This window comes from Paenibacillus sp. HWE-109 (genome assembly GCF_022163125.1).
In the GTDB taxonomy this organism is placed as follows: Bacteria; Bacillota; Bacilli; order Paenibacillales; family NBRC-103111; genus Paenibacillus_E.
Window position 1 is genome coordinate 1,764,377 of sequence record NZ_CP091881.1, and the last position, 24,162, is coordinate 1,788,538.

A 24,162-nucleotide genomic window follows, 5' to 3' on the forward strand; every position below is an offset into this window, starting at 1 on the left:
GAGGTAGAGTCACATGTCTGTTTTACTGGCAAACCTGGCACTGCATCGCACAGTCACTTGCAGTTCGGAAAGCGCGGATGCTGCCAGTTGTCATGCAGTTGACGGGGATATGAGTACTTTATGGCAACCATTAGGCTCGGATCGGATGGATGACAATCGTGTTTGGCTGATGGTAGATTTGGGTCAAAACGTACCTTTCAATCAGGTTAATCTTAAATTGGCGTCAGGATTCATAAGCGGATATCGCATTCTCTATTCTCCAGATAACCTGCTGTGGCAAACAGCTTTCCAGCGCGATGCCTCTCGTGGAGGAATAAGCACGCAAGATATCGCTCTGTTTTCTAAGGTTGCAGGAAGATACGTGAAGCTTGAGGTGGATTTATTTGATCCGGAGCGCGATTTTCAGCTGATTCAGTTGGAGATCCACGACAACTTGGATATCCCAACCGGTCCCTTACTGGAGAGAGTCATCCTCTGTGATCCGCAGTTTAACGAATATGAGGATGAAGTCACATTAACATTGCAAACGAATAGCCAATTGAAACTCCATATAAAAGGCATTCTGACAAACGGTGAGGAAGCCGATCTTGTGGGCGGAAGTATCGCATTCGAAAGCAGGCATTCGGGTGTGGCTTCCATCGATGAGATGGGCAATCTTACCACCCATAAGGTTGGTGTCGCGCACATGAAAGCGACGGTAACTTGGCAAGGTGTGACCAAAGAGACCTCGATCTTTATCGATGTCAACGATCCTTCTGAGCCATTGGCGGATATCTGGCTGACGCATCCCGCTATGGCGATGGAGATCGGTCATCCAGCGATAATCGCTGCTGGCAGCAGCTTTCCTGAACTGCATATTATGCCTGCGGATGCAATGACTGTGAAAGCTGTGTTGCTGCATGCCGCAACAGGCGAAGCCTTGGCGCACTTGCACAAGCAGCAGATCGAAGCGTTAACGGAGTACACGTTCCCCTTCCCAGGCAGAGCTGATCAAGCCGGGACTTATCAACTGCGTGTTGAACTGTTTTTGACGGACGAGTTGATCTTTTACGATGCCTTTTATTTCACTGTGCTAGATCGGATTGCTGGCAAGGCTGGCCAAAGTCAGATCGTTTATCTAGGTGAAAGCGGCAAGCTGACGTATGTGCCTGATTACAAGGGCAATCAAATACTTGATTTCTCCAATAGCGGTTATGGCGGAGGAGGTATCCTAATACCGTTTGTGGAGCCTGTTCTGAGTTTGTCAGCTGTTGATGGGGATAATACAGAGCACATTCAGAATGCGATAAATCTCGTAGCTGCTTGGCCGCAATCCGCCGAAGGATTGAGGGGGACGATTCTTTTGAGGAAAGGCATTTACCGGGTAAGCGGTTCCTTGAAGATAGAGGCAAGCGGCATCGTGCTCCGGGGTGAGGGGACAGATGAGAATGGAACACTGCTGTACGCAACGGGCAAATTAAAACGCAATCTCATTGAGATTGCCGGAACTTCAGCTCCGGGCATGCTGCCTGATACCCATACAACAATTATCGATTTGTATGTTCCTGCGGGTTCGCGTTCGATTCATGTGAGAAACGCTTCCAACTTTAGCGTAGGCAACAAGGTTAAAGTGCTTCGTTTCGGCAATGAACGTTGGATTCATGCGATTGGCATGGATACGATTCGGATGCGCCCGGTGGCAGGGGGAACGGTACAATGGCCGCCATTTCATTTGGAATTTGACCGCGTTATTACACATATCGAAGGGAATTGCTTGCAACTGGACGCGCCTATCGCCAATGCGATTGAGAAGCAATGGGGCTGGGGTTCTGTCGTGAAATATGAGGATTCGGGCCGAATCGAGCATGTCGGAGTAGAGAACATGCGGGTAGACGTGGAATATGATCCAAGTATTACGGACACGCGAATTGATGGCAATGAAGGAAATACGGTTTATTTGGCGGATGAGGATCACGCGATCAATTTTATTTATATGGATAATGTCACAAATAGTTGGGTTCGCGATATTGTTGGCTTACATCTGCAGCATGCGCTCGTACAAGTCGGCCGCAATGCCAAATGGGTCACCATACAAGACTGCGTCGTCTTGGCGTTTATCAGCGTCATTACCGGGGGACGTCGGTATCCATTTCATCTAATGGGCGAACTAACGTTGGTTCAGCGCGCATATACGGAGACTGCCAGACACGCCTTCGCGGTTGACGCGCGAGTAGCCGGGCCCAACGTATTCCTAGACAGCGAGTCGACGCTGGATTACAACACAAGCGAACCTCATCATAGGTGGTCTGTTGGCTGTTTGTATGACAATGTGAATGGACGGATTCACATTCAAGACCGTGGTTGGCTCGGCAGCGGTCAGGGTTGGGCAGGCGCTAATTATGTCGCGTGGAACACAACGAACGAACTGGTCTCCCAGCAGCCTCCAACCGCGCAAAACTATGCCATCGGGCATGTCGGCAGACAAGGCAAGCCGCTGCTTCCTTGTCCTTATGATCCCCGGGAGCGCAAGCAAGCCTATTGGGAAAGCTTGGGGCAGCATGTGACTCCACGTAGTTTATATGTGCAGCAGCTGATGGACCGTCTTGGTCCGGAAGCCGTGGCCAACATTCAAGGAGGAATTGATAGATGACTCAATCTATGACAGTGAATCAATACGAAGATATTATCGCTAAGCTGATTCGAAAGATGAAAGAGTTAAAGCCAGCTTTCCAAGAAAGCGTCTCGATTGGTATAGTGTCTATGGATAACTGGGAGTGGCCCCAAGGTGTAGGGCTGTTTGCCTTGTATTCCTATTATAAGGAAACCGGCAATCAAGCGATTAAAGACGAGTTGATCCAATGGTTTGACAAGCGTATTGGGGAGGGGGTGCCGGACAAAAATGTAAACACGATGTGCCCCATGTTAACTTTGAGTTTTCTGGCAGAAGAGACCGGCAATCCAACCTATCTGAAACTTTGCAAAGAATGGGTAACTTATGCCATGGAAGAGCTGCCAAGGACAGAGGAAGGCGGTTTTCAACATATCGTGACCCGAAATCTCAACGCAGGCCAGCTATGGGATGATACATTGTATATGACAGTCCTATTCGTTGCTCGGATGGGCGTTCTGCTGGATGAGGATCCCTATTTACAGGAAAGTATCAGGCAGTTTCTGGTGCATCTCAAATATTTAACCGATGTTCGAACTGGGCTGTTTTATCATGGCTGGACGTTTATCGGGAATCATCATTTCGCAGGTGCTTTGTGGGCTAGAGGGAACTCTTGGTACACGGCGGGTTTGGTGGACTACCTGGACATTGCTCCCCTACCGGAAGGGATCAGCCAATTTCTGATTTCCTCTTTGGAAAGACAGGTTCAAGCGCTAGCAGCACTTCAGGATGAAAGCGGGCTATGGCATACGTTATTGGATCATCCGGATTCCTATCTGGAAACGTCGGCTTCTGCCGCATTCGCCTATGGGATACTAAAAGCAGTGCGACGAGGCTTTATCGATGAGCGCTATCTGGCAGTTGGACTTAAAGCTTTGGATGGCGTGCTGGGCAAAATAGATGAGGAAGGTGTCGTGCATGGCGTATCCTATGGAACGGCGCTGAAAGATAACTTGGACTATTATCGCAATATCAAACAATGCCCGATGCCTTACGGTCAGTCGATGACGCTCTTATTGATGGTTGAAGCTTGTAAATTAAAAGTTGAAAAACCTTAAGTTTGTTTAATAACCGCTTAAATAACTAGTATGTGGCCTCCGCTCCCTTAAACTATCATTTGATTAAGGGAATGGAAGGAGGGGGCACTTTTTGGTAAGCGTTTGCATGTGACGGTTGTGTATCAGAAGTGGGTTGAAATTACGACGAAATGATGGAGGAAAAATGAAGCCAATGGTTATGAAAAAAAAGGTAAGCGTACTCTTAGCATCTGCAATGGTATTCTCTTTGTTTGCTTCCGTTGATCTGGCTTATGCAGATGTAGTTCCGACTGCAACTGCGACACCAGCGGCTGCGACTCCGGCAGCTGCAGCACCAACGGTTACGACTCCTGCAGGCACTGCACCAGCGGAAACTCCATCCACGAAACCGGCTGCACCTCAAATGGACACACAGGCTAAGTTTAATGTTTTAAAAGAAAAAGGCATCTTGGAAGGAACCGATGACACCGGATCAGCAGGGCTTGATAAAGAAGTGACGCGAGCGCAGCTTGCCAAGACGATTGTTTTGCTGAATGGCTTGAAGGAAGATAAGCCATCGAGCGAAACGTACAAAGACTTGGACAATGCCGCTTGGGCAGCTGGATTTATCGGAGCTGCAACCAAAGCCGGGTACATGGAAGGTGTTGCCAAAGACCAATTCGCTCCGAATGGTATCGTAACGTTGGAGCAAGCGGCTTCGGTGCTTGCTCGTGTGTTCAAACTGCAAGCAGAAGAAGCAGATACGTCCAAGCTAACCGGCACCGTATCCGAGTGGGCCAAAGGCCAGGTAGCCGCAGCTATCAAAGCTGGTCTTATGACCAGTGCAGCAGATTATACGAAATCTGCGAAGCGCGAGCAGCTTGTTAACTACGCCTATGCGGCGTATCTATTGGTTCAAGCTGGAGGTCCGGCTGTCACCAAAGTATCTGTCGCTGATTTCAAAGTCACAGGTGCGAAAACACTTGTGCTGAAATTAAACGGTGTGATTGCCGACACCACGAAGCTAACTGTTACCGTGCTTCGTGGCAGTATAACAGGATCAGCCGTAACGAGCACAGCGAAATGGAATGCCAATAAAAACGAAGCCACGATCACATTGGATACCAAAATGACGGAAGGCATCTACACCCTGAAGTTGGAAGCAGTGAAAGATGGCGGATTGACGATCGACAAGGGCACAGCGGAAGTATCCGTTTCGAATGAGAAAATAACGCAAATTGATTTTACAACTGCCGCTGAAACGGTGGCCCAAGGCAAAATTAAGCTGACTTTCAAAGCTACGAATCAGTACAAGGAAGTGTCCGATATTAGTGCGGCCATATTCGGCTTATATACCAGCCCAGAACTGGATGCGATTCCTGCTGGTGATTCGCAGTCACTGACGATTGATGTGACGAATGCGGTTTACGCGAATAAATTGCGCAGAGATTCCAAATTTGAAGTCAGGATCATCGCGCCGGATTATACGGTTCAAGCGAACAAAACGTTTACTGTTGGCGATCCGCAAACCGTCAGCAAGATTGAATTAGGCGAGATTGCTTATGTCAATGGGAAAACGAAGTTTGAAGCGGGTGATGTGGTCACTGTTCCTTACAAAGCTTTTGACCAATATGGCTTCCAAGTGACAGATCTTGATGTATTGACCAAGAATGCCAATGCCTATTCCACAGCAGCGGGAGTCATTGATACTGCAGCGACGTATCCACCACATGGATTCGGTTTTATAGCGGATGAAACAGGCGACGGCATTCCAGAGTTGAAAGTTAGAGCTGCCGCAAATTTCAGCCAATTTAGTGTAGAAGATGTCACGCTTTCTGTGGCCGGATTCGGTTCTGGTCAAGCAGCGACCAAAGTGTTGAAAGTGGCAGCTTCCAAAGCTCCATACGATATCAGCGTAGGCAACTTCCCGAATACCGTTGCTGTTGGCGACGATGATTTCTATCTGCCTATCGTGGTCAAAGACCAAGGTGGTAACATTCTTAGCACAGATGATGTCATAGAGAATGCCGACAAAATCACTGTTTATGGTTTTGCTAACGGCAGTGCGACAATTGGTGCCAAAGACGCATCTGGCAAACTAATTGGCGGTATCGAGAAGAGCGGTGCAAATAGAGGTACAATTCGCGTGTCTGACTTAAGAACGTTGACAGATCAAAATAAAGGACAGTTAACGGTCAAGGCATCTGTGAATACAAGTGGAAAAACAGCATCGAATACGACGAATATCGTAGCCAAGCGTTTCCCGAAAACGGTCTATTTATCCGTCGTGCCTAAGGCTAAAATGCTGCCCTCCATCGAGATGGTGAACGGTAGAACGGAAAATGCCTTCAGATTGAAGTTCAAAGATCAATACAATGAAGATTTCGATCGCGATTACAGAGGCTATTCGATGAAATTGAGTTTTGCCAAAACATCAGGAACGGTCACGGATGCTGTGTATGTAGTCCGGGGGGCGAATACCTTGGATACCGTTAATTCATCGTTCATTGTAAAAGGCGTAGACGGGACTGCTGATGGCTATGACTCTGGTAAGGCACCAGCCGATTTTGGCTACTTCCGTGACCGAGACTTCTTCTTCATCGCCAAAACGGATAACAACAATGAAGGAACGTATCAGGTTGTGGCTCAGTTATTCAAAGGAGATCAAGCTGCTGTAGCTGCCGGAACAGCATCCTTAATATCAACAGCCGTAAGTTCTACGCAGCTGATTAAAGGCAAAGAGGCCAATAATTTGGTGTATACGCTGACGCCTTTTGCTAATGGAATCTATGCCGTTGATAAGATCAAAGATACGCTGAAAGGCGCAGAAAATAATGTGATCTCCAACGTAAGTTCGACCGTTGTTTCTAATGTGTACTCGACAGAAGCCTATTCTTTGGAAAACATGTTCTCGGGTAAAGTGGTACTTACTGCCAAGGATGCCAGTGGCAACGTGGTACAACTGCCGAACAACACGATTCAAGCGCTTAATTCCATCACAACGTCGAATACGCGTGCTTCATCTGTTGTCATTAAGCCTAAGGCAGATGGCCAAACGGGCAACCTATCAGATGGGTACGGCATTCGTGGCAAAGATGTGGGGACAACAAGTATTTCCGTAGTTTTCAAACCTTCTAACTATGTTGGCAGCAAAGTCGCTTTCCTCGATAGTATTGCAATTAAAGATGATGCGCTGACCGTTAGTACGCTAACAGCAACTTATAACGGCAAGGCGAAAAACATCTGGCTGTCAGCACTGAAGAACACGACAGACGGCATTAATGTTTGGGCAGGTAATGATAGCGGCAAACTGAATCAAAAACAAACGTTCAGCAATATTACATTAATGGATCAGTATGGTAACAATGGATTCAAAAACAGCTCCGTATTCCGTGTCGCCCCCATCTTCGGCATTCAGTTTTTTGTAAGCAATGTCAAATGGGCGAATGAGGCGATTGTACCTAATTCGGGCTACATCGCAGTTGAGTATAATAGTTCTGGCGTCAACAGTTTAAATGGCAAATCGAACGCTGTTGAAGCTCTGCCAGCAGGTGTTGATCCAACCGACTGGGTGTTCTCAACCGTACCGAATGCCGATCCGAATAAGAATCCAGTCGTACGGCTGAATCGCGGGGACGCCAAGTATGTCTACAAACCTGCCAAATCTGCGATTGACGGGTCCGTTGTAGAAGTCACATCCTTTACCGTGACCATGATCACAGCAAGTGGGAAAACAATCACTGTCGATGTTTACCCAGATCCAACGAAGTAAATATCAGCACGATTCGCTTGAATGAATTATTAAAATTTTAAAAATTAAAAAGCACTTGGTCTGTGAGCTGAAGTTCCTTTATGGAACTGTTGGATTCATTGGCTGAGTGCTTTTTTGACGATCTGCCGAACTGAGTTGTAAATTCAAATAGGGCCACTTTGGGCAAATAAGAGGTAACTTATTGGGGGGCTCCCCATCCCGCTGGAGCAGAATCTTGAAGTTAGCTAGTTTAGACAGATGGTTGGGAGAACGCTGAGAGTAGCTGCAAGGGAAAGTAGCTGAAATATCGGGACTGTGCGGCAGCACGTCCATTGTCTAAGGAGCTCCTCACGTTGTTGATTGGATAAATCCAATCCAACAGCCGTATAGGCGGTTAAATTCGCATCTACAATGGATTTATCCAATGGGATCTGATAAAAAACGCCATATACGCCGCAGATTTGAAGATTTCAATGAATAAATCCAATCCAACAGCCCGATTGGCGGCCAAATTCACGATTACATTGGATTTATCCAATGTAATAAGATTCCGCCTGTTGTCTGGTACGGAATCTTGAAGTTAGCTAGTTTAGACAGATGGTTGGGAGAATGCTGAGAGTAGCTGCAAGGGAAAGTAGCTGAAATACTCGGACTGTGCGGCAGCACGTCCATTGTCTAAGGAGCTCCTCACGTTGTTGATTGGATAAATCCAATCCAACAGCCTTATTGGCGGTTAAATTCGCATCTACAATGGATTTGTCCAATGGGATCTGATAAAAACGCCGCGGATTTGAGGATTTCAATGGATAAATCCAATCTATCAGCCCGATTGGCGGCCAAATTCACGATTACATTGGATTTATCCAATGTAATAAGATTCCGCCTGTTGTCTGGTACGGAATCTTGAAGTTAGCTAGTTTAGACAGATGGTTGGGAGAATGCTGAGAGTAGCTGCAAGGGAAAGTAGCTGAAATATCGGGACTGTGCGGTGGCACGTCCAGTGTCTAAGGAACACCTCACGTTGTTGATTGGATAAATCCAATCCAACAGCCGTATTGGCGGATAAATTCGCATCTACAATGGATTTATCCAATGGGATCTGATAAAAAACGCCATATACGCCGCAGATTTGAAGATTTCAATGGATAAATCCAATCCAACAGCCCGATTGGCGGCCAAATTAACGATTACATTGGATTTATCCAATGTAATAAGATTTCTCCAGTTGTCTGGTACGGAATCTTGAAGTTAACTAGTTTAGACAGATGGTTGGGAGAACGCTGAGAGTAGCTGCAAGGGAAAGTAGCTGAAATACTCGGACTGTGCGGTAGCACGTCCATTGTCTAAGGAACGCCTCACGCTGTTGATTGGATAAATCCAATCCAACAGCCGTATTGGCGGTTAAATTCGCATCTACAATGGATTTATCCAATGGGATCTGATAAAAACGCCGCAGATTTGAGGATTTCAATGGATAAATCCAATCTACCAGCCCGATTGGCGGCCAAATTCACGATTACATTGGATTTATCCAATGTAATAAGATTCCGCCTGTTGTCTGGTACGCAGTTTTAATAATCTCCATTGACAGCTTGACTTCCTGTAATGGTATTATAAGTAAGGAATTATTATACATGCCAAAGGGGAACTACGATGAAATCCAGTTTAAAAGGTTTTATGTTAGGCGTTGTAACCACATGTCTTATGCTAGGGGCAACCGTAGCCTATGCGGCAGGCGGGACACAGATCGAGGTTTATTTTGAAAAGTTGAAGTATGTTTTCGAAGGGGTCGAGAAGCAACCCACGGCAGAACAAGGACAAGGGTTTATCTATAAGGGGACAACGTATGTGCCATTGCGTTTCGTGAGTGAATCTCTCGGCAAGGAGGTTGGTTGGAATGGCACATCCAAGACGATTTGGATCGGGAAGCAGCCGGAGAATACAAATACAAATGCTGGGAACGAGAACGGCAGCAATCCGACATCTACAGGAACAGAAGCTGCTGTGTATTTGACAGATTTGACCGGGATGACCAAGGAAGATGAAGCTAGCATGCTTAACGTAAACAGCTGGGGAAAAGGCCACAACACGGCTGTGCATAAACCTGCTTTTCAAATTGCTGGCACGAACTATAAAAAGGGATTAGGTCTTTACCATCATGATCATCCTTATCCTCCGAATATCAAAACAGGTGGAACCGTTCAATACCCGTTAGATGGCAAATACGTGAAGCTTACTGCTTTTGTCGGGGCCGATGACAGCACGCTGTCCAATACGGCGTCAGGAACGATCAAGTTCATCGGTGACGGGAAGGAACTTCTCGTCATTGATGCCATCACCGCAGGGAAGAATGCTGCTCCCGTGGATTTGGACGTGACGGGAATTCAAGTTTTGCGCATCAATTTTAACTCGGACCGTCAGGGATTAATCAATTTGATCGTTGCTGATCCAATGGTTACTCCTGCTGCAAAGCCAACTACTTCGACGCCAAATGTACAATCTGACATGATTATCGTTGAACGCGACAAGAAGGCGGAGTTCGTTGTGTTGAAAAATCGGGGCACCAAGGAAATCGATCTTAAAGGCTGGAAAGTTATAAGTGTAAACGGCCAGGAAGTATATCCGTTCAAAGAAAGCTATGTATTGAACCCGGATTCTTATGTCATGCTCCTTAGCGGCAAAGAAGGTAAATCCTATGAACAAACGGGTGTTAACGGTACGGAATTCCGGACGTACTCCCGAAGCCTGCTTTGGACAACATCGGAGGTCTGGAACGATACAGAATCCGATGCGGTCGAGCTCTATAACCCTGCAGGCGCGAAAGTTAGTGAGTACATCAATTAAATCATAAACCTTAAGAAGGCAGCCGGTCATTGCACCGGCTGCCTTCACTGCTAGTTCTTAGAACTTGCCCCTCGGAAATGCTGGGGTGAAGTTCCTTCGATTTTTTTGAACATCCGGCTGAAATAAAAGGGGTCCTGATAACCGACTTCTTCGGCGATATCTTTCACGCTTTTGCCCGTATTCAGGAGCAAGTATTTGGCGCGCTGCGCTCGCAGCTGATGGATGTAATGATGGATGTTCGTATGGGCATAGCGTTTGAACACTTGGCACAAATATTCATATTTCCGATTCAACACTTGCTCCAGCTGATCTTTGGAAATATCGGATTCATAGGAATTGTTTAAGTGGTTGACCAGTCCACGGAAAGTGATATAAGAAGCTGAAAAATTCGTATCCACAGCACTCTGCTCCAGAAAATCACTAGCAATGAGCCGCAGAATCTCGCCCAACAACAGGGTCGCATGGAAACGGAAATAGCCTTTAGGCTGTTTCATGGTCGATACCAGTTCTTCGAACAACCCCAGCAGTTTGTAGCGCTGGATCGCTTGGAATTGACGTGGAACGACCAATACATCCTCATGTTTCATTTCCGTCGTACGCAGCTCGGTTCTTTCGGCATGGACAATATTTAGTTGGCTTGCTTGATCCAGAAGGAATTCATTCAGGCCGGGGTCGCAAGAAAATTGCGCCCAAAAGAACTGGCCCTGCCGCTCCTCCGGATTCCAGCCGGTATGCGATTCCCAAGGCAGCATTAGCAGCGACTGGCCGGCATGCAGACTCATGCGGGTTTCACCTGTTTGCAGATGTACCGTTCCGTCAGCAATAACAATCAGCTCGTAATAGGGATTATGATGCTGCTCGCGGTAAAAGGAACTGTTTTTGGTATCGAACAGATCCGCCCAAATGACGTCAAGCTTGGACAATCGCGATAGAGAGTAGTACATGGCATGACATCCTCCGAGATTTATTATTTTGAAGTCTAATTGATGTACATGGATTGAGAACGAAACCGCACGTATGATGAACTCATAACCATTATATCAAAATAACGGAGGTTTCTACATGAGCTGTCAGATTCTTAATGAAAAGGATTACTATCGCATTGTATATGGAGGATGGCTGGGTAAAAATATCGGAGGGACGCTCGGCGCGCCTGTCGAAGGCGTGAAAGAACTGCTCACATTGACCTACTATCCGGAGCTGCCGGACGGGCCGCTGGAAAATGATGATTTGGATTTGCAATTGGTGTGGCTGCATGCATTGGAGCAGTACGGCCCTGGTTTGACTGCGCGTGAATTAGGTCAGGAATGGCTGGAGCATGTCTTTTTCCCTTTTGATGAATACGGTTACGCGATTACGAATATGCGCAGAGGACTCGTTGCGCCGGTTGCAGGAGCTTTCAATAATCCATTTACGAACTGTATGGGTTCGCCGATTCGCTCTGAAATTTGGGCGATGGTAACTCCCGGATCACCGGAAACAGCAGCTCATTATGCCTATCAAGATGCGATCGTTGATCATGCAGGCGGTGAAGGCGTATACGGAGAAATGTTCTTTGCTGCGCTGGAAAGCGCCATTTTCTTCGAGAAGGATCGGGATCGTTTAATTGCCATAGGGATGACCTATATCCCGGAAGATTCCCGTACGGCCAAAGCTTTGAAGGATCTGCTGATCTGGCATCAAGAAGGGAAAGACTGGCTCGAAGCGCGCGCCTTGATTTTGGAACACCATGGCAGTGATAATTTCACCGATGCTCCGCAAAATATTGCTTTCACCATCCTCGGCTGGTTGTATGGGGAAGATTTCGAAGATGCCATCTTGAAAGCCGTTAATTGCGGCTATGATACGGATTGCACGGCAGCTACGCTGGGGGCCATTCTAGGCATGCTGCTAGGGCCAGAAGGCTTGCCTGCTGCATGGGTAGATCCGGTTGGGGATCGCATTGTTGTCAGCCCGCCGATTAAAGGCTTTCCCGCGCCGAAGAATTTGGACGAACTCACGCAGCGCACAATCCGTATGGGCAAACAAATACTCGCTGCCTGGGACACGGGGATTATCGTTCATCCCGACCTGCCTACGTCGTGGGATCAGCCTGTCCAGGTAGAGCAGGCTTCGCGCATTCGTGAGCTTTGGACCAAGAAAGTAACGGCTAATCACTACTTGCTGCCTCTTGGCACACAGCAGAACGCGGATGCCGAGTTGGAAATTGATTTTGGCCAAACAGGTCCGGCGATCGGTGTAAATCAAACGAAAACCTTGCAAATCACACTGACCAATCGTGCTTTGACGCCTGTTACAGGTTGGCTGGCCTTGGAATTGCCAGATGGTTGGGAGGGGCCAACTGCGGTAGAAGTTAGCTTGCAGCCTAACGAGTCCACGGAGTGGAATGCCCTCGTATGCGCTTCTGAAACGGCTAAACCGAGTTATGAACTGACATGTGTATGGACGCGTTCGCATGATGCTTCGATTTGGACGGCTCATCGCGTGCCTTTTGCGCTGGTCAATGCGGCCAAATGGACCGTCTGGGGACCGAATAACACGGAGGGGAAAGAGGTCTACGTCACTGGAAACCGACTGGAACTCGAGCAGGCGCTTGCTTCCGAGGATGATGGCGTGTACCGTGCGCAAACGACGCTATTTAACCCTGAGCCTCGCACGGTCAGACTTATCGCAGCGGCGAACAGCCCGGTTAAGCTCATCTTAGATGGCAAGCTTGTCATCAATTGCGATGAAATTTTGGAATTTATGCCGGCGTATCACCGGGCTCATGATGAACAATTGATTGAGCTAACATTAGCTGCCGGAAGCTACAAGGTGGAAGTAGAAGCAGTAAGGAATGGCAGTCCTCTAGAGGTCTATATTTTGCCAGTGGCGATTAAGGAGACCAGCATTCCTGGACCGCATTACTATTTTACAGATATCTTGTTCGGGTGAACCATGAGAATTGATGCTCATCAACATTATTGGCTAACAGAACGTGGCGATTATGGCTGGTTGGCCCCTGAGCAGGGCATTCTATTTGAGGACTATATGCCGGAACGATTGGCAGATGCACGGCAGCGCTACCACTTTGAGCATACAATTGTCGTGCAAGCCGCACCTACGGTAGCGGAAACGGAGTTCCTGCTTTCTTTGTATGAGGAGCATGATAGTATCGCTGGCGTAGTGGGGTGGTTGGATCTCGATTCCCCTCACTTCCCCGAGCAGTACGCCAAGCTTCGCAAACACAGAGGATTCGTAGGCTTTCGCCCAATGCTTCAGGACTTGGAGGATGATTGGATCCTTCGACCACGCGTTCTGGATCATCTCGAACGGGTAGTTGAGGACGAGTTTCCGCTGGATTTGCAGCTTAGGCCAAGGCATCTTCCTTATATTCTGGAGCTGTTGCGGAGGTTTCCGACACTTAGGGCTGTGGTGGATCATGCGGCGAAACCCTTTATTGCGGCTGGTTTGATCGAACCATGGAAGTCGCAGCTCACCGAACTGGCTGCTTTTCCTCACATCATGTGTAAGCTGTCAGGACTGGTCATAGAAGCGAATCATCCAGTTTGGCGATGGGAGGATTTGGCTCCCTATGTGCACGCCGTCGTAGAGATGTTTGGCCCACATCGCATTATGTTTGGCAGCGATTGGCCGGTGTGTTTGCTCGCCAGCAGTTATGATGAGGTCTACGAGGCGCTGCTTCAAGCTTTGCCTGCGCATTTATCTGAAGAGGCGCAGGCGGCCTTATTCGGAGACAATGCGGCGCGCTTTTATGGCGTTGGCGAATAGTCGGCATTGCAGATTTAACCGACATAGAAGGGCCGTCAGGATGATATGACGGTCTTTTCTGTATGAATGTTACCCCAGCTGCCTCGTGCGGAGGGAACTACAGTTCGCTATTATAGTTCCGCGTAACAGCCAAATCAGCCGATTTGTCACAAATAGCGTATCGTAGTTCCTTTTAGCTTGGACGTGCTGCCGCATCGCCCAAGCCAATTAGCTACTTTCCTTCACAGCTACTCTCAGCGTTCTCCCAACCCTCTATCCTACTCCACCACCCAGAAAAATTCGACTCCATGGGATCGTAGAATAAAATGAACCTAGCCGCAGTCCTGCAGGCTAGGTTCATTTTAATTAAGTCAGCGTTCGTGTTGACTCAGGCGTAAATGGCAGCAGTTCATCCGTGCGGCCTTCGCGGATTTTCTCCGCCCATTGCGGATCTTGCAGCAAGGCGCGGCCGACGGCGATTAAGTCGAACTCTCCTTGCTCCAATCGCTCAAGCAGATTTCCGAGATGAACTGCGTTGGCGCCAGCTCCCTCTTGAAAGAGCTTCGTGAATTCTGCATCCAGCCCTACGGAGCCGACGGTGATGGTTGGTTTGCCTGTGATTTTTTTGGTCCAGCCAGCTAGGTTGAGTGTGGAACCTTCGAATTCAGGGTCCCAGAAACGTCTGGTTGAACAGTGGAAGATATCGACACCCGCTTGCACTAAAGGCGTTAAAAACTGCTCAAGTTCTTCGGGCGTGTTGGCCAGTTTCGCAGTATAATCAGAACTTTTCCATTGCGAGAAGCGGAAGACGATCGGGAAGTCAGGGCCAACGGCGCATCGGCAAGCTTCTACGATTTCAACCGCGAAGCGGGAGCGGGCAACGAGGCTTCCGCCATATTGATCGCTGCGCTGATTTGTTTTCTCCCAGAAGAACTGGTCGATTAAGTAACCATGCGCGCCATGAAGCTCGATGCCATCGAAGCCGATGCGCTTCGCATCCGCGGCTGCTTGGGCATAGGCTGCGACCAGCGCGCTAATTTCATCTACCGTTAGCGGCTCGGATACTTTGACACCGTTCAGGTCAAGGCCGGATGGGCCTACCGGTGGAGCTTCCGGATTCGGTTGACTGCCGACTGCGCGTGTTGTGCCTACATGCCAGAGCTGTGGAATGATTTTCCCGCCAGCTTCATGTACGCCAGCTACGACTTTGGCCCAGCCCTGCAAGGCGGCTTCCCCATGGAAGTTCGGCAAACTCGGGCTTGCGCCCGCCGCCGGATGGTTGATGAGCGTACCTTCGGTTACGATGAGACCTACGCCGTGCTCGGCGCGGCGGCGATAATAATCCGCTACGTCTTGCCCAGGAACGCCATTAGGTGAGAAACCGCGTGTCATGGGCGCCATGACGATGCGATTGGTTAAGTCCAAGTGGTCCGAGTGAAAGGACTTAAATAAGGGAAGTACCGAAACGGAGTCGGCAGGAGTGTTAGGGTTGGTCATGGATCTATCTCCTTTAACAGGCATTTCAGCGAAGCAACGAAACTTCATCACTGATGAAGTTAGAATACCATAAATTCGGACTAAATTCATAGGGATACGCCAGTATCGCCCGATTCCATCTGATTCTAGCTCCGTCATTCATATTGCCAGCGAGACGCGCTGCTGCCCCTTGATTCCATGCTGAATGAACGCTTGCGCAGCGGCAATTCGAGCTAAGGGGATGCGGTAAGGTGAGCAACTGACATAATCCAAACCGGTCAGATGACAAAAGAAAATCGATTCTTTATCGCCGCCATGCTCCCCGCATATACCCGTTTTAAGCGCAGGCTTAATGAGACGTCCGGCATTCACAGCCAGTTCAATGAGTTGTCCCACCCCTTCGGTGTCGAGCACTTGAAAAGGATTATGCGGAAGAAGCTTGTGATCGACATAATGGGATAGAAATTTTCCCTCGGCATCGTCGCGGCTGTAACCAAAAGTCATCTGAGTTAAATCATTCGTGCCAAAGGAGAAGAAATCGGCATAAGCGACAATTTGGCGTGCCGTAAGCGCCGCTCGCGGCACCTCAATCATGGTCCCCACTTTGTACGGACAATCACGGAGCTTATCTTTCCCCAGCACCTGTTCCGCTACGAAATCAACAAGTTCTCTGACGATTTTCAGTTCGTTGGCATGCCCAACGAGTGGGATCATGATCTCGGGAAGTACGCGGATGCCTCTGTCTGTACAGGAGGAAGCAGCGCGGAAAATAGCCTCAATCTGCATGTCATAAATTTCCGGAAATACGATACCCAAACGGCAGCCCCGCTGTCCCAGCATGGGATTGGCTTCATGGAGAGCCTGTACTTTGCGGAGGAGGTTGGCGATCTCCTCTCTTTCTACGTTTGTTCCAGTCTGATCATAAGTCAGTTGAGCATGTCTTTTTTGCAAATCTTCCAGGTTTGGCAGAAACTCATGCAGCGGCGGGTCAAGCAAGCGAATCGTGACAGGAAGGCCAGTCATTGCCTCGAAAATACCTTCGAAATCCGACTGCTGCATAGGGAGCAGCTGGGCAAGAGCCCGCAATCGTTCCTCCTTGTCATCTGCCAGGATCATGCGTTGAACGACAGGCAGACGAGCGGGGGAGAAAAACATATGCTCCGTTCTACATAATCCGATCCCTTGCGCCCCTAGCTGTCTTGCTAGTATGGCGTCTTCCGGATTGTCTGCATTCGCGTAGACTTTTAACGACCGAATCTCATCCGCCCAAGCCAGCATGACGAGCAGTTCATCTGTCATTCGGGCTTCTTGCAAGGGCATGGCACCAGCAATGACGCGTCCGGTTGCACCATCCAATGTGATCCAGTCACCTTCTTTCAGGACGCTGGACCCAACCAGCAATTGCTTCTCATCAGATGATATTCGGATGTCCTCACAGCCGCATACACAAGGTTTGCCCATGCCTCTAGCGACAACGGCAGCGTGGCTCGTCATGCCTCCACGGCTCGTAAGAACGCCTTCGGAGGCGATCACGCCATGAATATCTTCGGGTGTCGTTTCGCTTCTTGCCAGAATGACCATCTTGCCGGCACGATGCCATTCAGCGGCCGTATCCGCGTCAAAGACTAGCTGCCCAACCGCTGCTCCCGGCGATGCTGGCAGTCCTTTGGTCAACACATCCTTGATCGCATCTTCTTGGATGCCTCTGTGCAGAAGCTGATCAAGATGCGCCACCTCTATGCGCCCGAGGGCTTCCTGCTTGGATACTAATCCTTCGTGAACCATATCCACAGCAATCTTCAGCGCGGCTTGGGCGTTTCGTTTTCCATTGCGTGTTTGCAGCAGGTAAAGCTTATTATTTTCCACTGTAAACTCAATGTCCTGCATATCTTTGTAGTGCTTCTCAAGCTGTTTGGAGGCTTTAAACAATTGCTCATAGATTCCCGGCATTTCGCTTTTCAGCGCTTGGATCGCAAGCGGCGTTCGGGTACCTGCTACGACGTCTTCCCCCTGAGCGTTGATCAAATATTCACCGAAAAACGTATTCTCACCCGTAGAAGGGTTTCTCGTAAAAACAACCCCCGTACCGCAATTACTGCCCATGTTGCCAAATACCATGCTCTGAATGTTAACGGCCGTGCCCTGTTCATCGGGAATCCGATGCATTTTACGGTAAATCTGAGCTCTAGCATTGTTCCAGGATTTAAAAACAGCCTCAACGGCCATTCGTAACTGCTCGTAGACATTTTGTGGAAAAGCCCGGCCTGTTTGCGTTAGGATACATTGTTTGTAAGCTTCGATAAGCGCTTTCCAACCCTCAGCTGTTACATCCTGATCTTGCTCTACGCAAGCTGTCTCTTTCAAATGGTGCAAAAGCTTCTCGAAATGGCGGGATTCAATGCTGAGAACCACATTGCCAAACATCTGAATCAGACGACGGTAACAATCGTAAGCGAATCTTTCATTTTGCGTAAGATTTGCTAATCCTTGAACGGTTGTATCGTTGAGCCCGAGATTTAGAATGGTATCCATCATTCCCGGCATCGAGGAGACTGAACCGGAACGTACGGAAACGAGCAGGGGGTTGATGGCATCTCCGAACGATAGTCCTCTCTGTTTCTCAAGCTGTTTGAGGGCGGTTGTCATCTGTTCGTGCAGTTCGTCTGAGATTCGATTCCCCGTTTGGAAAAAAGCCAAGCATGCCTCGGTTGTAATCGTAAAACCCGGAGGAACGGGAAGGCCAGCACGTGTCATTTCAGCTAGATTGGCTCCTTTTCCTCCTAATAAAGCTTTCATTGAAGCATGGCCATCTTGAAAGGGAATTACTTGCGTCTTGCTCATCGTTTGTTTTCCTCCTTATTTTTTTCTATGCATGTGATGGAGCAGCACAAACTATAAAACTTTTTATATCCATTCGTAGGCAAGGTTGCAATCACTTCATTGCAAGATTTACAAATAATAACACCAAGATCATAGCGATGGATGGCCGCCAATTTTACATCATTTGTGTTAGACATTGTTTTTCCTCCTTCGAATTTAAGGATTCAGCGCGCGAGATATAGGATACGAAATCAAGGACTCGGTTCGCATAACCCCATTCATTGTCATACCAAGCCAGCAGCTTGATCTGGTCTTCATTCGTCATAATGCTAAGCCCATCGATGATGGCGGATTTGTCGTTTCCAATATAGTCGACAGAAACTAGAGGTAATTCATTGTAGTCCACATAAGTGCCAATGTGCCCGGCAATCGCTTGTTGGATGGCATGCTTCACTTCTTCGATTTGTACTTTGCGGCCGACTGCAACCTGAAGATCGAGCAGTGAGACATCTTGCGTCGGTACGCGAATAGATACGCCTTGGATATGGGAAGCGAGATGAGGAATGACATCAACTAGCGCCTTCCCAACGCCGGTTGAAGTTGGAATAATAGCATTCGTGCAGGCCCTCGCACGCCTGAGATCTTTATGCGGGTTATCCATGTGATTTTGATCATTCGTGAAGGCATGAACCGTTGTCATAAACCCAGTCTTAATGCCAAAAGCTTCATCCAGAATATGTAGAATGGGTGCGATGCAGTTGGTCGTACAGGAGGCAGCAGATAGCAAGTGATGCTGCTTGGGGTCATATCGATCTTCGTTCACGCCCATGACAACAGTCAGATCCATGTTCGTCCCAGGTGCCGTGATCACAACCTTGTTGGCTCCGGCGAATAGGTGCCGTTCAGCGCCATGCCGATGATTAAACTTTCCGGTTGCATCTACGACCAATTCAACGCCGTAATCCTTCCACGGCAATAGATCAGGTTCTCTTTCACTGATGACGGAGATTTGCTGTCCGTTGATCTGGATGAAGTTGTCATGCAGCACTTCAATCGTTGCATCCCAAGTACCATGAACCGAATCATATTTCAACAAATGGGCAAGAACATGAATGGGACTTGTGGAGTTGATTGCGATTACTTCGTAATCCTGTTGTTTTGTGCTTAAAGCCTTTCTCAAACACAGTCTTCCTATTCTGCCTGTTCCACTAATTCCAACTCGCATCTCCATCCCCCAAATCTTTAATTAGTACGTCATTAATGTAACATATAACTATATAGTACACAATATATAATGTTAAAATAATTAAATCGCATTGAAATATCATTGAAATAGAGGTTTTAAATTATATATGACACATTATATGAATGTCGTTGCAAAAAGTGATTGATTTTAAGCCGCTAACCGATTAAAATGCTCATTAATCTGTTAGCGAGGTGATCGTCCTGCGCAAAGTACTTAACTTCAATTGGAAACGCTTCTTTCAGCGTAAAACGATGTTTCGCAACATGGTAACGTTGGCTCTATTCGTGGCGATTATCCCTGTGCTTGTTGTTGGAATAGGCAGCTATTTATATTCCGCCTCGGCGGTGCAAAGCGAAGTCAATCAATCGAATGTGCGGATTCTCAATAACGTCTCGTCCACCATAGATTCGACATTGGATCGCATACAGAACAACGGTATTCAAATGCTGCTGGGCACTTTTTTCAGCTCAAATCTGACGGAGTTGAAAAATACCAATTATTCCGGTCTTTACTCCGGTATTGCCCGCGAATTATCAGCGCTGATGAGCAGCAACAAAGAGGCGGGGGATGTCGCGATTTACGTACCGGATGAAGGCTATTTAACTTCGCCGATCTATGGCGGCCGCAAAATTGAGAGCCAACCGGAACGTGATGCCCTGCAGAAGGAGCTTAGCTCGGAAGATCAGCTCAAATGGGTGATCGGTCCTTATCCAGCTTTGCCTGGCTACAATGTGAACGGGGTAACCTTAATTGCGAAGGCACCGCTTCTAGCCAAGCAGCCGATCGGACTGCTGTTCATACGTATTGATGAAGCACAGTTTCAAAACATCATGAACCGATTTATCAGCTATGACGGAGAGCAGATGTTTATTCTGGACGCGAAGGGGCAGCTGGTTACTTCAACAGGCAGTGACGAGGTGCCGCAAGGCTTGTTTGATTTGGTTGCTCAGAAGGGTTCCGAGCAGCGGTTTGCTTTTGCCTACAATGAGACGGACTACATGGTTACCTCCATTACTTCCTCTTATAACAAGTGGCAGTACATTAATATGGTGCCAATCAAGCAATTGAATGCCAAATCAAATGGTATCGCGACGATTACACTAATTATTGTTGCCGTCTGCCTTGTGTTCGGAGCTTTATTCGCCTTATGGGGGACGCGGCGGGTGTATCGGCCGATTCAGAATCTCGTGGCTCATGTCAAAGGGGGCCAAGCGGATGACGCTGAGGCGGACGAAGTTGGCTTCATGCATAAACGCTGGGCAGAACTTAGTTCTACGGCAAATGACTTGCAGCAGCAGCTTAGTGATCAATTGCCGCTGATTCGCGAAATTTTTGCGCTGCAGCTCCTGCAAGGGCGGTTTCTTCACTATTCTCCGGATCAGCTTGCGGGCATGCTGCGCAGGTATGATGTGCCTGCCGAGCGAGAGAGCAGTGTGATCGTGATTGCCTTCGATTTGCAAACAGATGGTGGGGTACGCTTTCAGGAGAAGGATCGGGATTTAATCGTCTTCGCGGTGAAGAACATCGTCAGTGAACTGCTGCAAGCGCAGGAAATGGAAGGCATCGTCATCAATCTGCTGAACGATCAGGTTGCTGTCTGGCTATTCTGTGATCCGATGCAGACGGAAGAGGGAGATTCGAGCATTAAACTTTTCTCCGAAAGATTGCGGGTGCTTGTATCCGATTACCTAAGATTATCGGTGACGATTGGTCTAAGCGGACAAAGCGAGAGGATTGGCGAAGTGCCTGAATTATACGAGGAAGCGCTGCTCGCTGTCCGTTCCCGCATGATCGTTGGGGGGAATCAAGTGATCGCCCATACCGGCGGCAGCGGCCATTCAGAGATCCATTATCGTTATCCACTGGAAATCGAAACGCATTTCGAGAATTCCTTGCAGCTTGGCGACCGGGAAGAAGCAGAACGGATGATGGATGAATTTGCCAAATCGATGGAGGAGGCGATTCACAAGCCGGAGTTGATTCAAATGTCATACTATCGTCTGCTCACGGCAGCTATTCGCACCGCTTACCTGTTGGGGCTTGATACGAATCAACTGTTCGGGGAAGAGAGTTCAGATCCTTATCTGCATATCCGCAAAATCAGCACCATTCTAGAATTAAACAGTTGGTTCAAAGCTTGCTTGGTTGAACCCATTGTGGCCTTCGTACATGGCAAACAGCATCAGGAACATGAACAGTTGATCCAGAAAGTGGTCCGCTACATCGAGGAAAACTATCACTTTGATCTGTCGCTTGACCAATGTGCGCAAATTTGCGGCTTGAGTCCGCACTATTTGAGCAAGCTGTTCAAAAAGAACATGGACGTCTCTTTTATTGAGTACTTGACGAAGACGCGTATTGATCAATCCATTGCGCTGCTGAATACGACTGATTTGTCGGTTTCCGATGTCGCGGAGCGAGTGGGTTACCAGACGAAGAATTTCATTCGTGTATTCAAAAAGCATATCGGTGTTACCCCAGGCCAGTATCGGGGAGCAGACAGCGAAAACTAGGATGCACAATTATTGTTCCAACCCTGATCTAGAGGCAAAAAAAGTGACAAATAGCATGAGGAGCCCCGCTGCTGCGGGGTTCCTCTTTTTTTGCCTGGGCGCAGAATGCGGTTAAGAATTGGTCATTGTCCGCATGGCTTGTGGTCATGTACGATCGTTTCAGGCAAGAAGGCGAGATGCAAACGACATAACGAGAGGTGATGACATTGTCGCATAGTCAATTGGAACGGCTTCAAGAAGCGCTGCCAGCTGGACGGAGCGAAGGCGCGCATCCCAAGAAATCTTGGGTGCAGGAATGGCAGGTCGCATTGAAGCGAGACAAATATTTATATGTAATGGCTGCGCCGGGACTTTTATTTTTCCTTATTTTTAAATATGTCCCGCTGTGGGGGTTACTGCTGGCTTTTCAGAATTTTTCTCCCTATTTGGGCTTTTGGGATAGCGAATGGGTGGGATTCAAGTATTTTGCAGAGTTTTTTGACAATCCGGATTTCATGCTGCTGTTCCGCAATACGATGGCGATCAGCCTGCTGAATATCGTCTTCTTCTTCCCAATTCCGATCGTGGTGGCTCTGCTGCTGAATGAAGTGAGGAAGCTGGCTTTCAAAAAATTCATTCAAACGGTCATTTATTTGCCGCATTTCTTGTCATGGGTCATTATCGTCGGAATTTGTTTCCTGATTCTTGGAGAAGGCAGCGGCGTTGTCAATCAATTGATCGTGGAATTTGGCGGGCAAAAAATTCAATTCCTGACGGAGCCGAATTTATTCTGGGCGATGCTGACGGCGCAGAGCATATGGAAGGAAGCGGGCTGGGGCACGATTATTTTCCTGGCAGCGCTTGCGGGCATCAACTCGGAGCTGTATGAAGCGGCGCAGATTGATGGGGCTACCAGATGGCAGCAAATGAGGAATGTAACGATTCCCGGCATCAAAAGCACAATTATTGTGCTGCTCATCTTACGTTTGGGACAAGTAATGGACGTAGGGTTTGAGCAAATTTATTTGATGGCAAGCGGACCGGTTGCTCAAGTTGCAGACGTATTTGATACGTATGTGTACCGTGTTGGTATTCAACAAGGACGTTTCAGTTACGCGACAGTCGCAGGACTTTTCAAATCAGTTGTAGGGCTTATTCTGGTCGTCTCAGCGAACCGTCTAGCCAAGAAATTCGGAGAGGAGGGACTTTACTAAGATGGATAAAAGCATGGGAGCCAAAATTTTTAATGCGCTGAACTATACCGTATTGACGATAGTCGGGCTGGTAACGCTGCTGCCTTTTATATATGTCGTTATCATTTCATTTGCCGATCCTACCGAATATTTGACGAAGTCGCTAGTCCTGATTCCAGAGAAATGGAGCTTGTCAGCGTACGAGTACATCTTCTCAACGAATGCCTTCGTTCACGCTATGGGGGTCAGCGGATTTCTGGCGGTGTTCGGCACCTTGGTAAGTTTAATTGTAACCAGTGCATTGGCGTACGTACTATCACGCAAACGCTTAAAAGGGAAAAAGTTTTTCCTTGTCGCGATCCTTATGACGATGCTCTTTAATCCGGGGATGATACCGAACTACCTGCTCGTAGACAGCTTGGGGTTAATGGATTCCATTTGGGCGCTGATTTTGCCGGCTTTGACTAGTGCATGGTACGTCTTTTTGATGAAAAACTTTTATCAGGAAATCCCGGACGAATTGGAGGAAGCAGCCAAAATGGATGGTTGCTCGGATATCGGCGTGTTCTTTCGCATCATGCTGCCAATTTCAGTTTCGGCGCTTGCCGCCTTCGGTTTATTTTACGCAGTAGCGTACTGGAATACGTACTTCAGCGGAGTGCTTTACATCAATCGTGACAGTTTGCGTCCGCTGCAGGTGCTGCTCCAAATGCTGCTGATCTCAGCTTCACAAATGGCCGATCCTTCCATGGCTGCGATGTTGGAGAGTGAACGAACCGTTCCGCCGCAAGTCATCAAAATGGCTGCTGTCGTCCTTTCCTCCTTACCGATCGTAATGGTATATCCGTTTTTGCAAAAATATTTTGTCAAAGGCATGATGGTTGGCTCTGTGAAAGGATAATGGCTTCCGCTTTGAAAGGGGTGAGG

At 48.1% G+C, this 24,162-nt stretch carries 14 protein-coding genes; 9 read left to right on the forward strand and 5 right to left on the reverse strand.

Annotated elements, in window-relative coordinates:
- The first annotated feature begins 13 nt into the window (after positions 1–13).
- From LOZ80_RS07095 to LOZ80_RS07110, 4 genes are all read left to right on the forward strand, one after another.
- Entirely contained in the window at positions 14–2,629 is a 2,616-nt protein-coding gene (locus tag LOZ80_RS07095) for a discoidin domain-containing protein (RefSeq protein ID WP_238170767.1), read from the forward strand.
- Complete coding sequence (gene bglB, locus LOZ80_RS07100; RefSeq protein WP_238170768.1) at positions 2,626–3,705, forward strand: beta-galactosidase BglB; 1,080 nt, start codon at positions 2,626–2,628, stop codon at positions 3,703–3,705. The genes LOZ80_RS07095 and bglB overlap by 4 nt, the downstream gene beginning before the upstream one ends.
- A gap of 163 nt (positions 3,706–3,868) precedes the next feature.
- The gene (locus LOZ80_RS07105; protein WP_238170769.1) at positions 3,869–7,435 is read left to right on the forward strand and encodes an S-layer homology domain-containing protein; all 3,567 of its coding nucleotides are present in this window, start codon (positions 3,869–3,871) and stop codon (positions 7,433–7,435) included.
- A 1,632-nt stretch (positions 7,436–9,067) separates the two neighbouring features.
- Positions 9,068–10,258 carry a stalk domain-containing protein gene (locus LOZ80_RS07110; RefSeq protein ID WP_238170770.1) on the forward strand — a complete coding sequence of 397 codons (1,191 nt, stop codon included), beginning with the start codon at positions 9,068–9,070 and terminating at the stop codon, positions 10,256–10,258.
- 50 nt (positions 10,259–10,308) lie between these two features.
- Here LOZ80_RS07110 and LOZ80_RS07115 read toward each other — a convergent pair whose 3' ends face one another.
- Positions 10,309–11,202, reverse strand: coding sequence for an AraC family transcriptional regulator (locus tag LOZ80_RS07115; RefSeq protein ID WP_238170771.1), 894 nt, complete (start codon positions 11,200–11,202; stop codon positions 10,309–10,311).
- A gap of 118 nt (positions 11,203–11,320) precedes the next feature.
- Here LOZ80_RS07115 and LOZ80_RS07120 point away from each other — a divergent pair, with 118 nt between their 5' ends.
- Both LOZ80_RS07120 and LOZ80_RS07125 read left to right on the forward strand, forming a co-directional pair.
- A complete protein-coding gene (locus LOZ80_RS07120; protein WP_238170772.1) occupies positions 11,321–13,192 on the forward strand; it encodes an ADP-ribosylglycohydrolase family protein in 1,872 nt (623 codons plus the stop codon).
- 3 nt (positions 13,193–13,195) lie between these two features.
- Complete coding sequence (locus tag LOZ80_RS07125; RefSeq protein ID WP_238170774.1) at positions 13,196–14,029, forward strand: amidohydrolase family protein; 834 nt, start codon at positions 13,196–13,198, stop codon at positions 14,027–14,029.
- 345 nt (positions 14,030–14,374) lie between these two features.
- Here LOZ80_RS07125 and LOZ80_RS07130 read toward each other — a convergent pair whose 3' ends face one another.
- The 4 genes from LOZ80_RS07130 to gap all read right to left on the reverse strand — a co-directional run bounded on the left by LOZ80_RS07130 (position 14,375) and on the right by gap (position 19,535).
- Complete coding sequence (locus LOZ80_RS07130; protein ID WP_238170775.1) at positions 14,375–15,505, reverse strand: NADH:flavin oxidoreductase; 1,131 nt, start codon at positions 15,503–15,505, stop codon at positions 14,375–14,377.
- 138 nt (positions 15,506–15,643) lie between these two features.
- Entirely contained in the window at positions 15,644–18,325 is a 2,682-nt protein-coding gene (gene ppdK / locus LOZ80_RS07135) for a pyruvate, phosphate dikinase (RefSeq protein ID WP_238170776.1), read from the reverse strand.
- On the reverse strand, positions 18,322–18,501 hold the full coding sequence (locus LOZ80_RS07140; protein ID WP_189012196.1) for a GapA-binding peptide SR1P: 180 nt from the start codon (positions 18,499–18,501) through the stop codon (positions 18,322–18,324). The genes ppdK and LOZ80_RS07140 overlap by 4 nt, the downstream gene beginning before the upstream one ends.
- Positions 18,480–19,535, reverse strand: a complete 1,056-nt coding sequence (gap, locus tag LOZ80_RS07145) for a type I glyceraldehyde-3-phosphate dehydrogenase (protein ID WP_238170777.1) — start codon at positions 19,533–19,535, stop codon at positions 18,480–18,482. Before gap ends, LOZ80_RS07140 begins: the two co-directional genes overlap by 22 nt.
- Positions 19,536–19,813: 278 nt before the next feature.
- On the opposite strand from gap, the gene LOZ80_RS07150 reads away from it, so the two are divergent.
- The 3 genes from LOZ80_RS07150 (at position 19,814) to LOZ80_RS07160 (ending at position 24,136) form a co-directional block, all read left to right on the forward strand.
- Positions 19,814–22,063, forward strand: a complete 2,250-nt coding sequence (locus LOZ80_RS07150; RefSeq protein WP_238170778.1) for an AraC family transcriptional regulator — start codon at positions 19,814–19,816, stop codon at positions 22,061–22,063.
- 200 nt (positions 22,064–22,263) lie between these two features.
- The gene (locus LOZ80_RS07155; RefSeq protein WP_443147015.1) at positions 22,264–23,256 is read left to right on the forward strand and encodes an ABC transporter permease; all 993 of its coding nucleotides are present in this window, start codon (positions 22,264–22,266) and stop codon (positions 23,254–23,256) included.
- A gap of 1 nt (position 23,257) precedes the next feature.
- A complete protein-coding gene (locus tag LOZ80_RS07160) occupies positions 23,258–24,136 on the forward strand; it encodes a carbohydrate ABC transporter permease (RefSeq protein ID WP_238170780.1) in 879 nt (292 codons plus the stop codon).
- Positions 24,137–24,162 lie beyond the last annotated feature (26 nt).

Bases quoted from the DNA above. Each gene is read 5' to 3' on its own strand.
- LOZ80_RS07095 (WP_238170767.1), top strand. From the start codon at position 14: ATGTCTGTTTTACTGGCAAACCTGGCACTGCATCGCACAGTCACTTGC.
- bglB (WP_238170768.1), top strand. From the start codon at position 2,626: ATGACTCAATCTATGACAGTGAATCAATACGAAGATATTATCGCTAAG.
- LOZ80_RS07105 (WP_238170769.1), top strand. From the start codon at position 3,869: ATGAAGCCAATGGTTATGAAAAAAAAGGTAAGCGTACTCTTAGCATCT.
- LOZ80_RS07110 (WP_238170770.1), top strand. From the start codon at position 9,068: ATGAAATCCAGTTTAAAAGGTTTTATGTTAGGCGTTGTAACCACATGT.
- LOZ80_RS07115 (WP_238170771.1), bottom strand. From the start codon at position 11,202: ATGTACTACTCTCTATCGCGATTGTCCAAGCTTGACGTCATTTGGGCG.
- LOZ80_RS07120 (WP_238170772.1), top strand. From the start codon at position 11,321: ATGAGCTGTCAGATTCTTAATGAAAAGGATTACTATCGCATTGTATAT.
- LOZ80_RS07125 (WP_238170774.1), top strand. From the start codon at position 13,196: ATGAGAATTGATGCTCATCAACATTATTGGCTAACAGAACGTGGCGAT.
- LOZ80_RS07130 (WP_238170775.1), bottom strand. From the start codon at position 15,505: ATGACCAACCCTAACACTCCTGCCGACTCCGTTTCGGTACTTCCCTTA.
- ppdK (WP_238170776.1), bottom strand. From the start codon at position 18,325: ATGAGCAAGACGCAAGTAATTCCCTTTCAAGATGGCCATGCTTCAATG.
- LOZ80_RS07140 (WP_189012196.1), bottom strand. From the start codon at position 18,501: ATGTCTAACACAAATGATGTAAAATTGGCGGCCATCCATCGCTATGAT.
- gap (WP_238170777.1), bottom strand. From the start codon at position 19,535: ATGGAGATGCGAGTTGGAATTAGTGGAACAGGCAGAATAGGAAGACTG.
- LOZ80_RS07150 (WP_238170778.1), top strand. From the start codon at position 19,814: ATGGTAACGTTGGCTCTATTCGTGGCGATTATCCCTGTGCTTGTTGTT.
- LOZ80_RS07155 (WP_443147015.1), top strand. From the start codon at position 22,264: ATGACATTGTCGCATAGTCAATTGGAACGGCTTCAAGAAGCGCTGCCA.
- LOZ80_RS07160 (WP_238170780.1), top strand. From the start codon at position 23,258: ATGGATAAAAGCATGGGAGCCAAAATTTTTAATGCGCTGAACTATACC.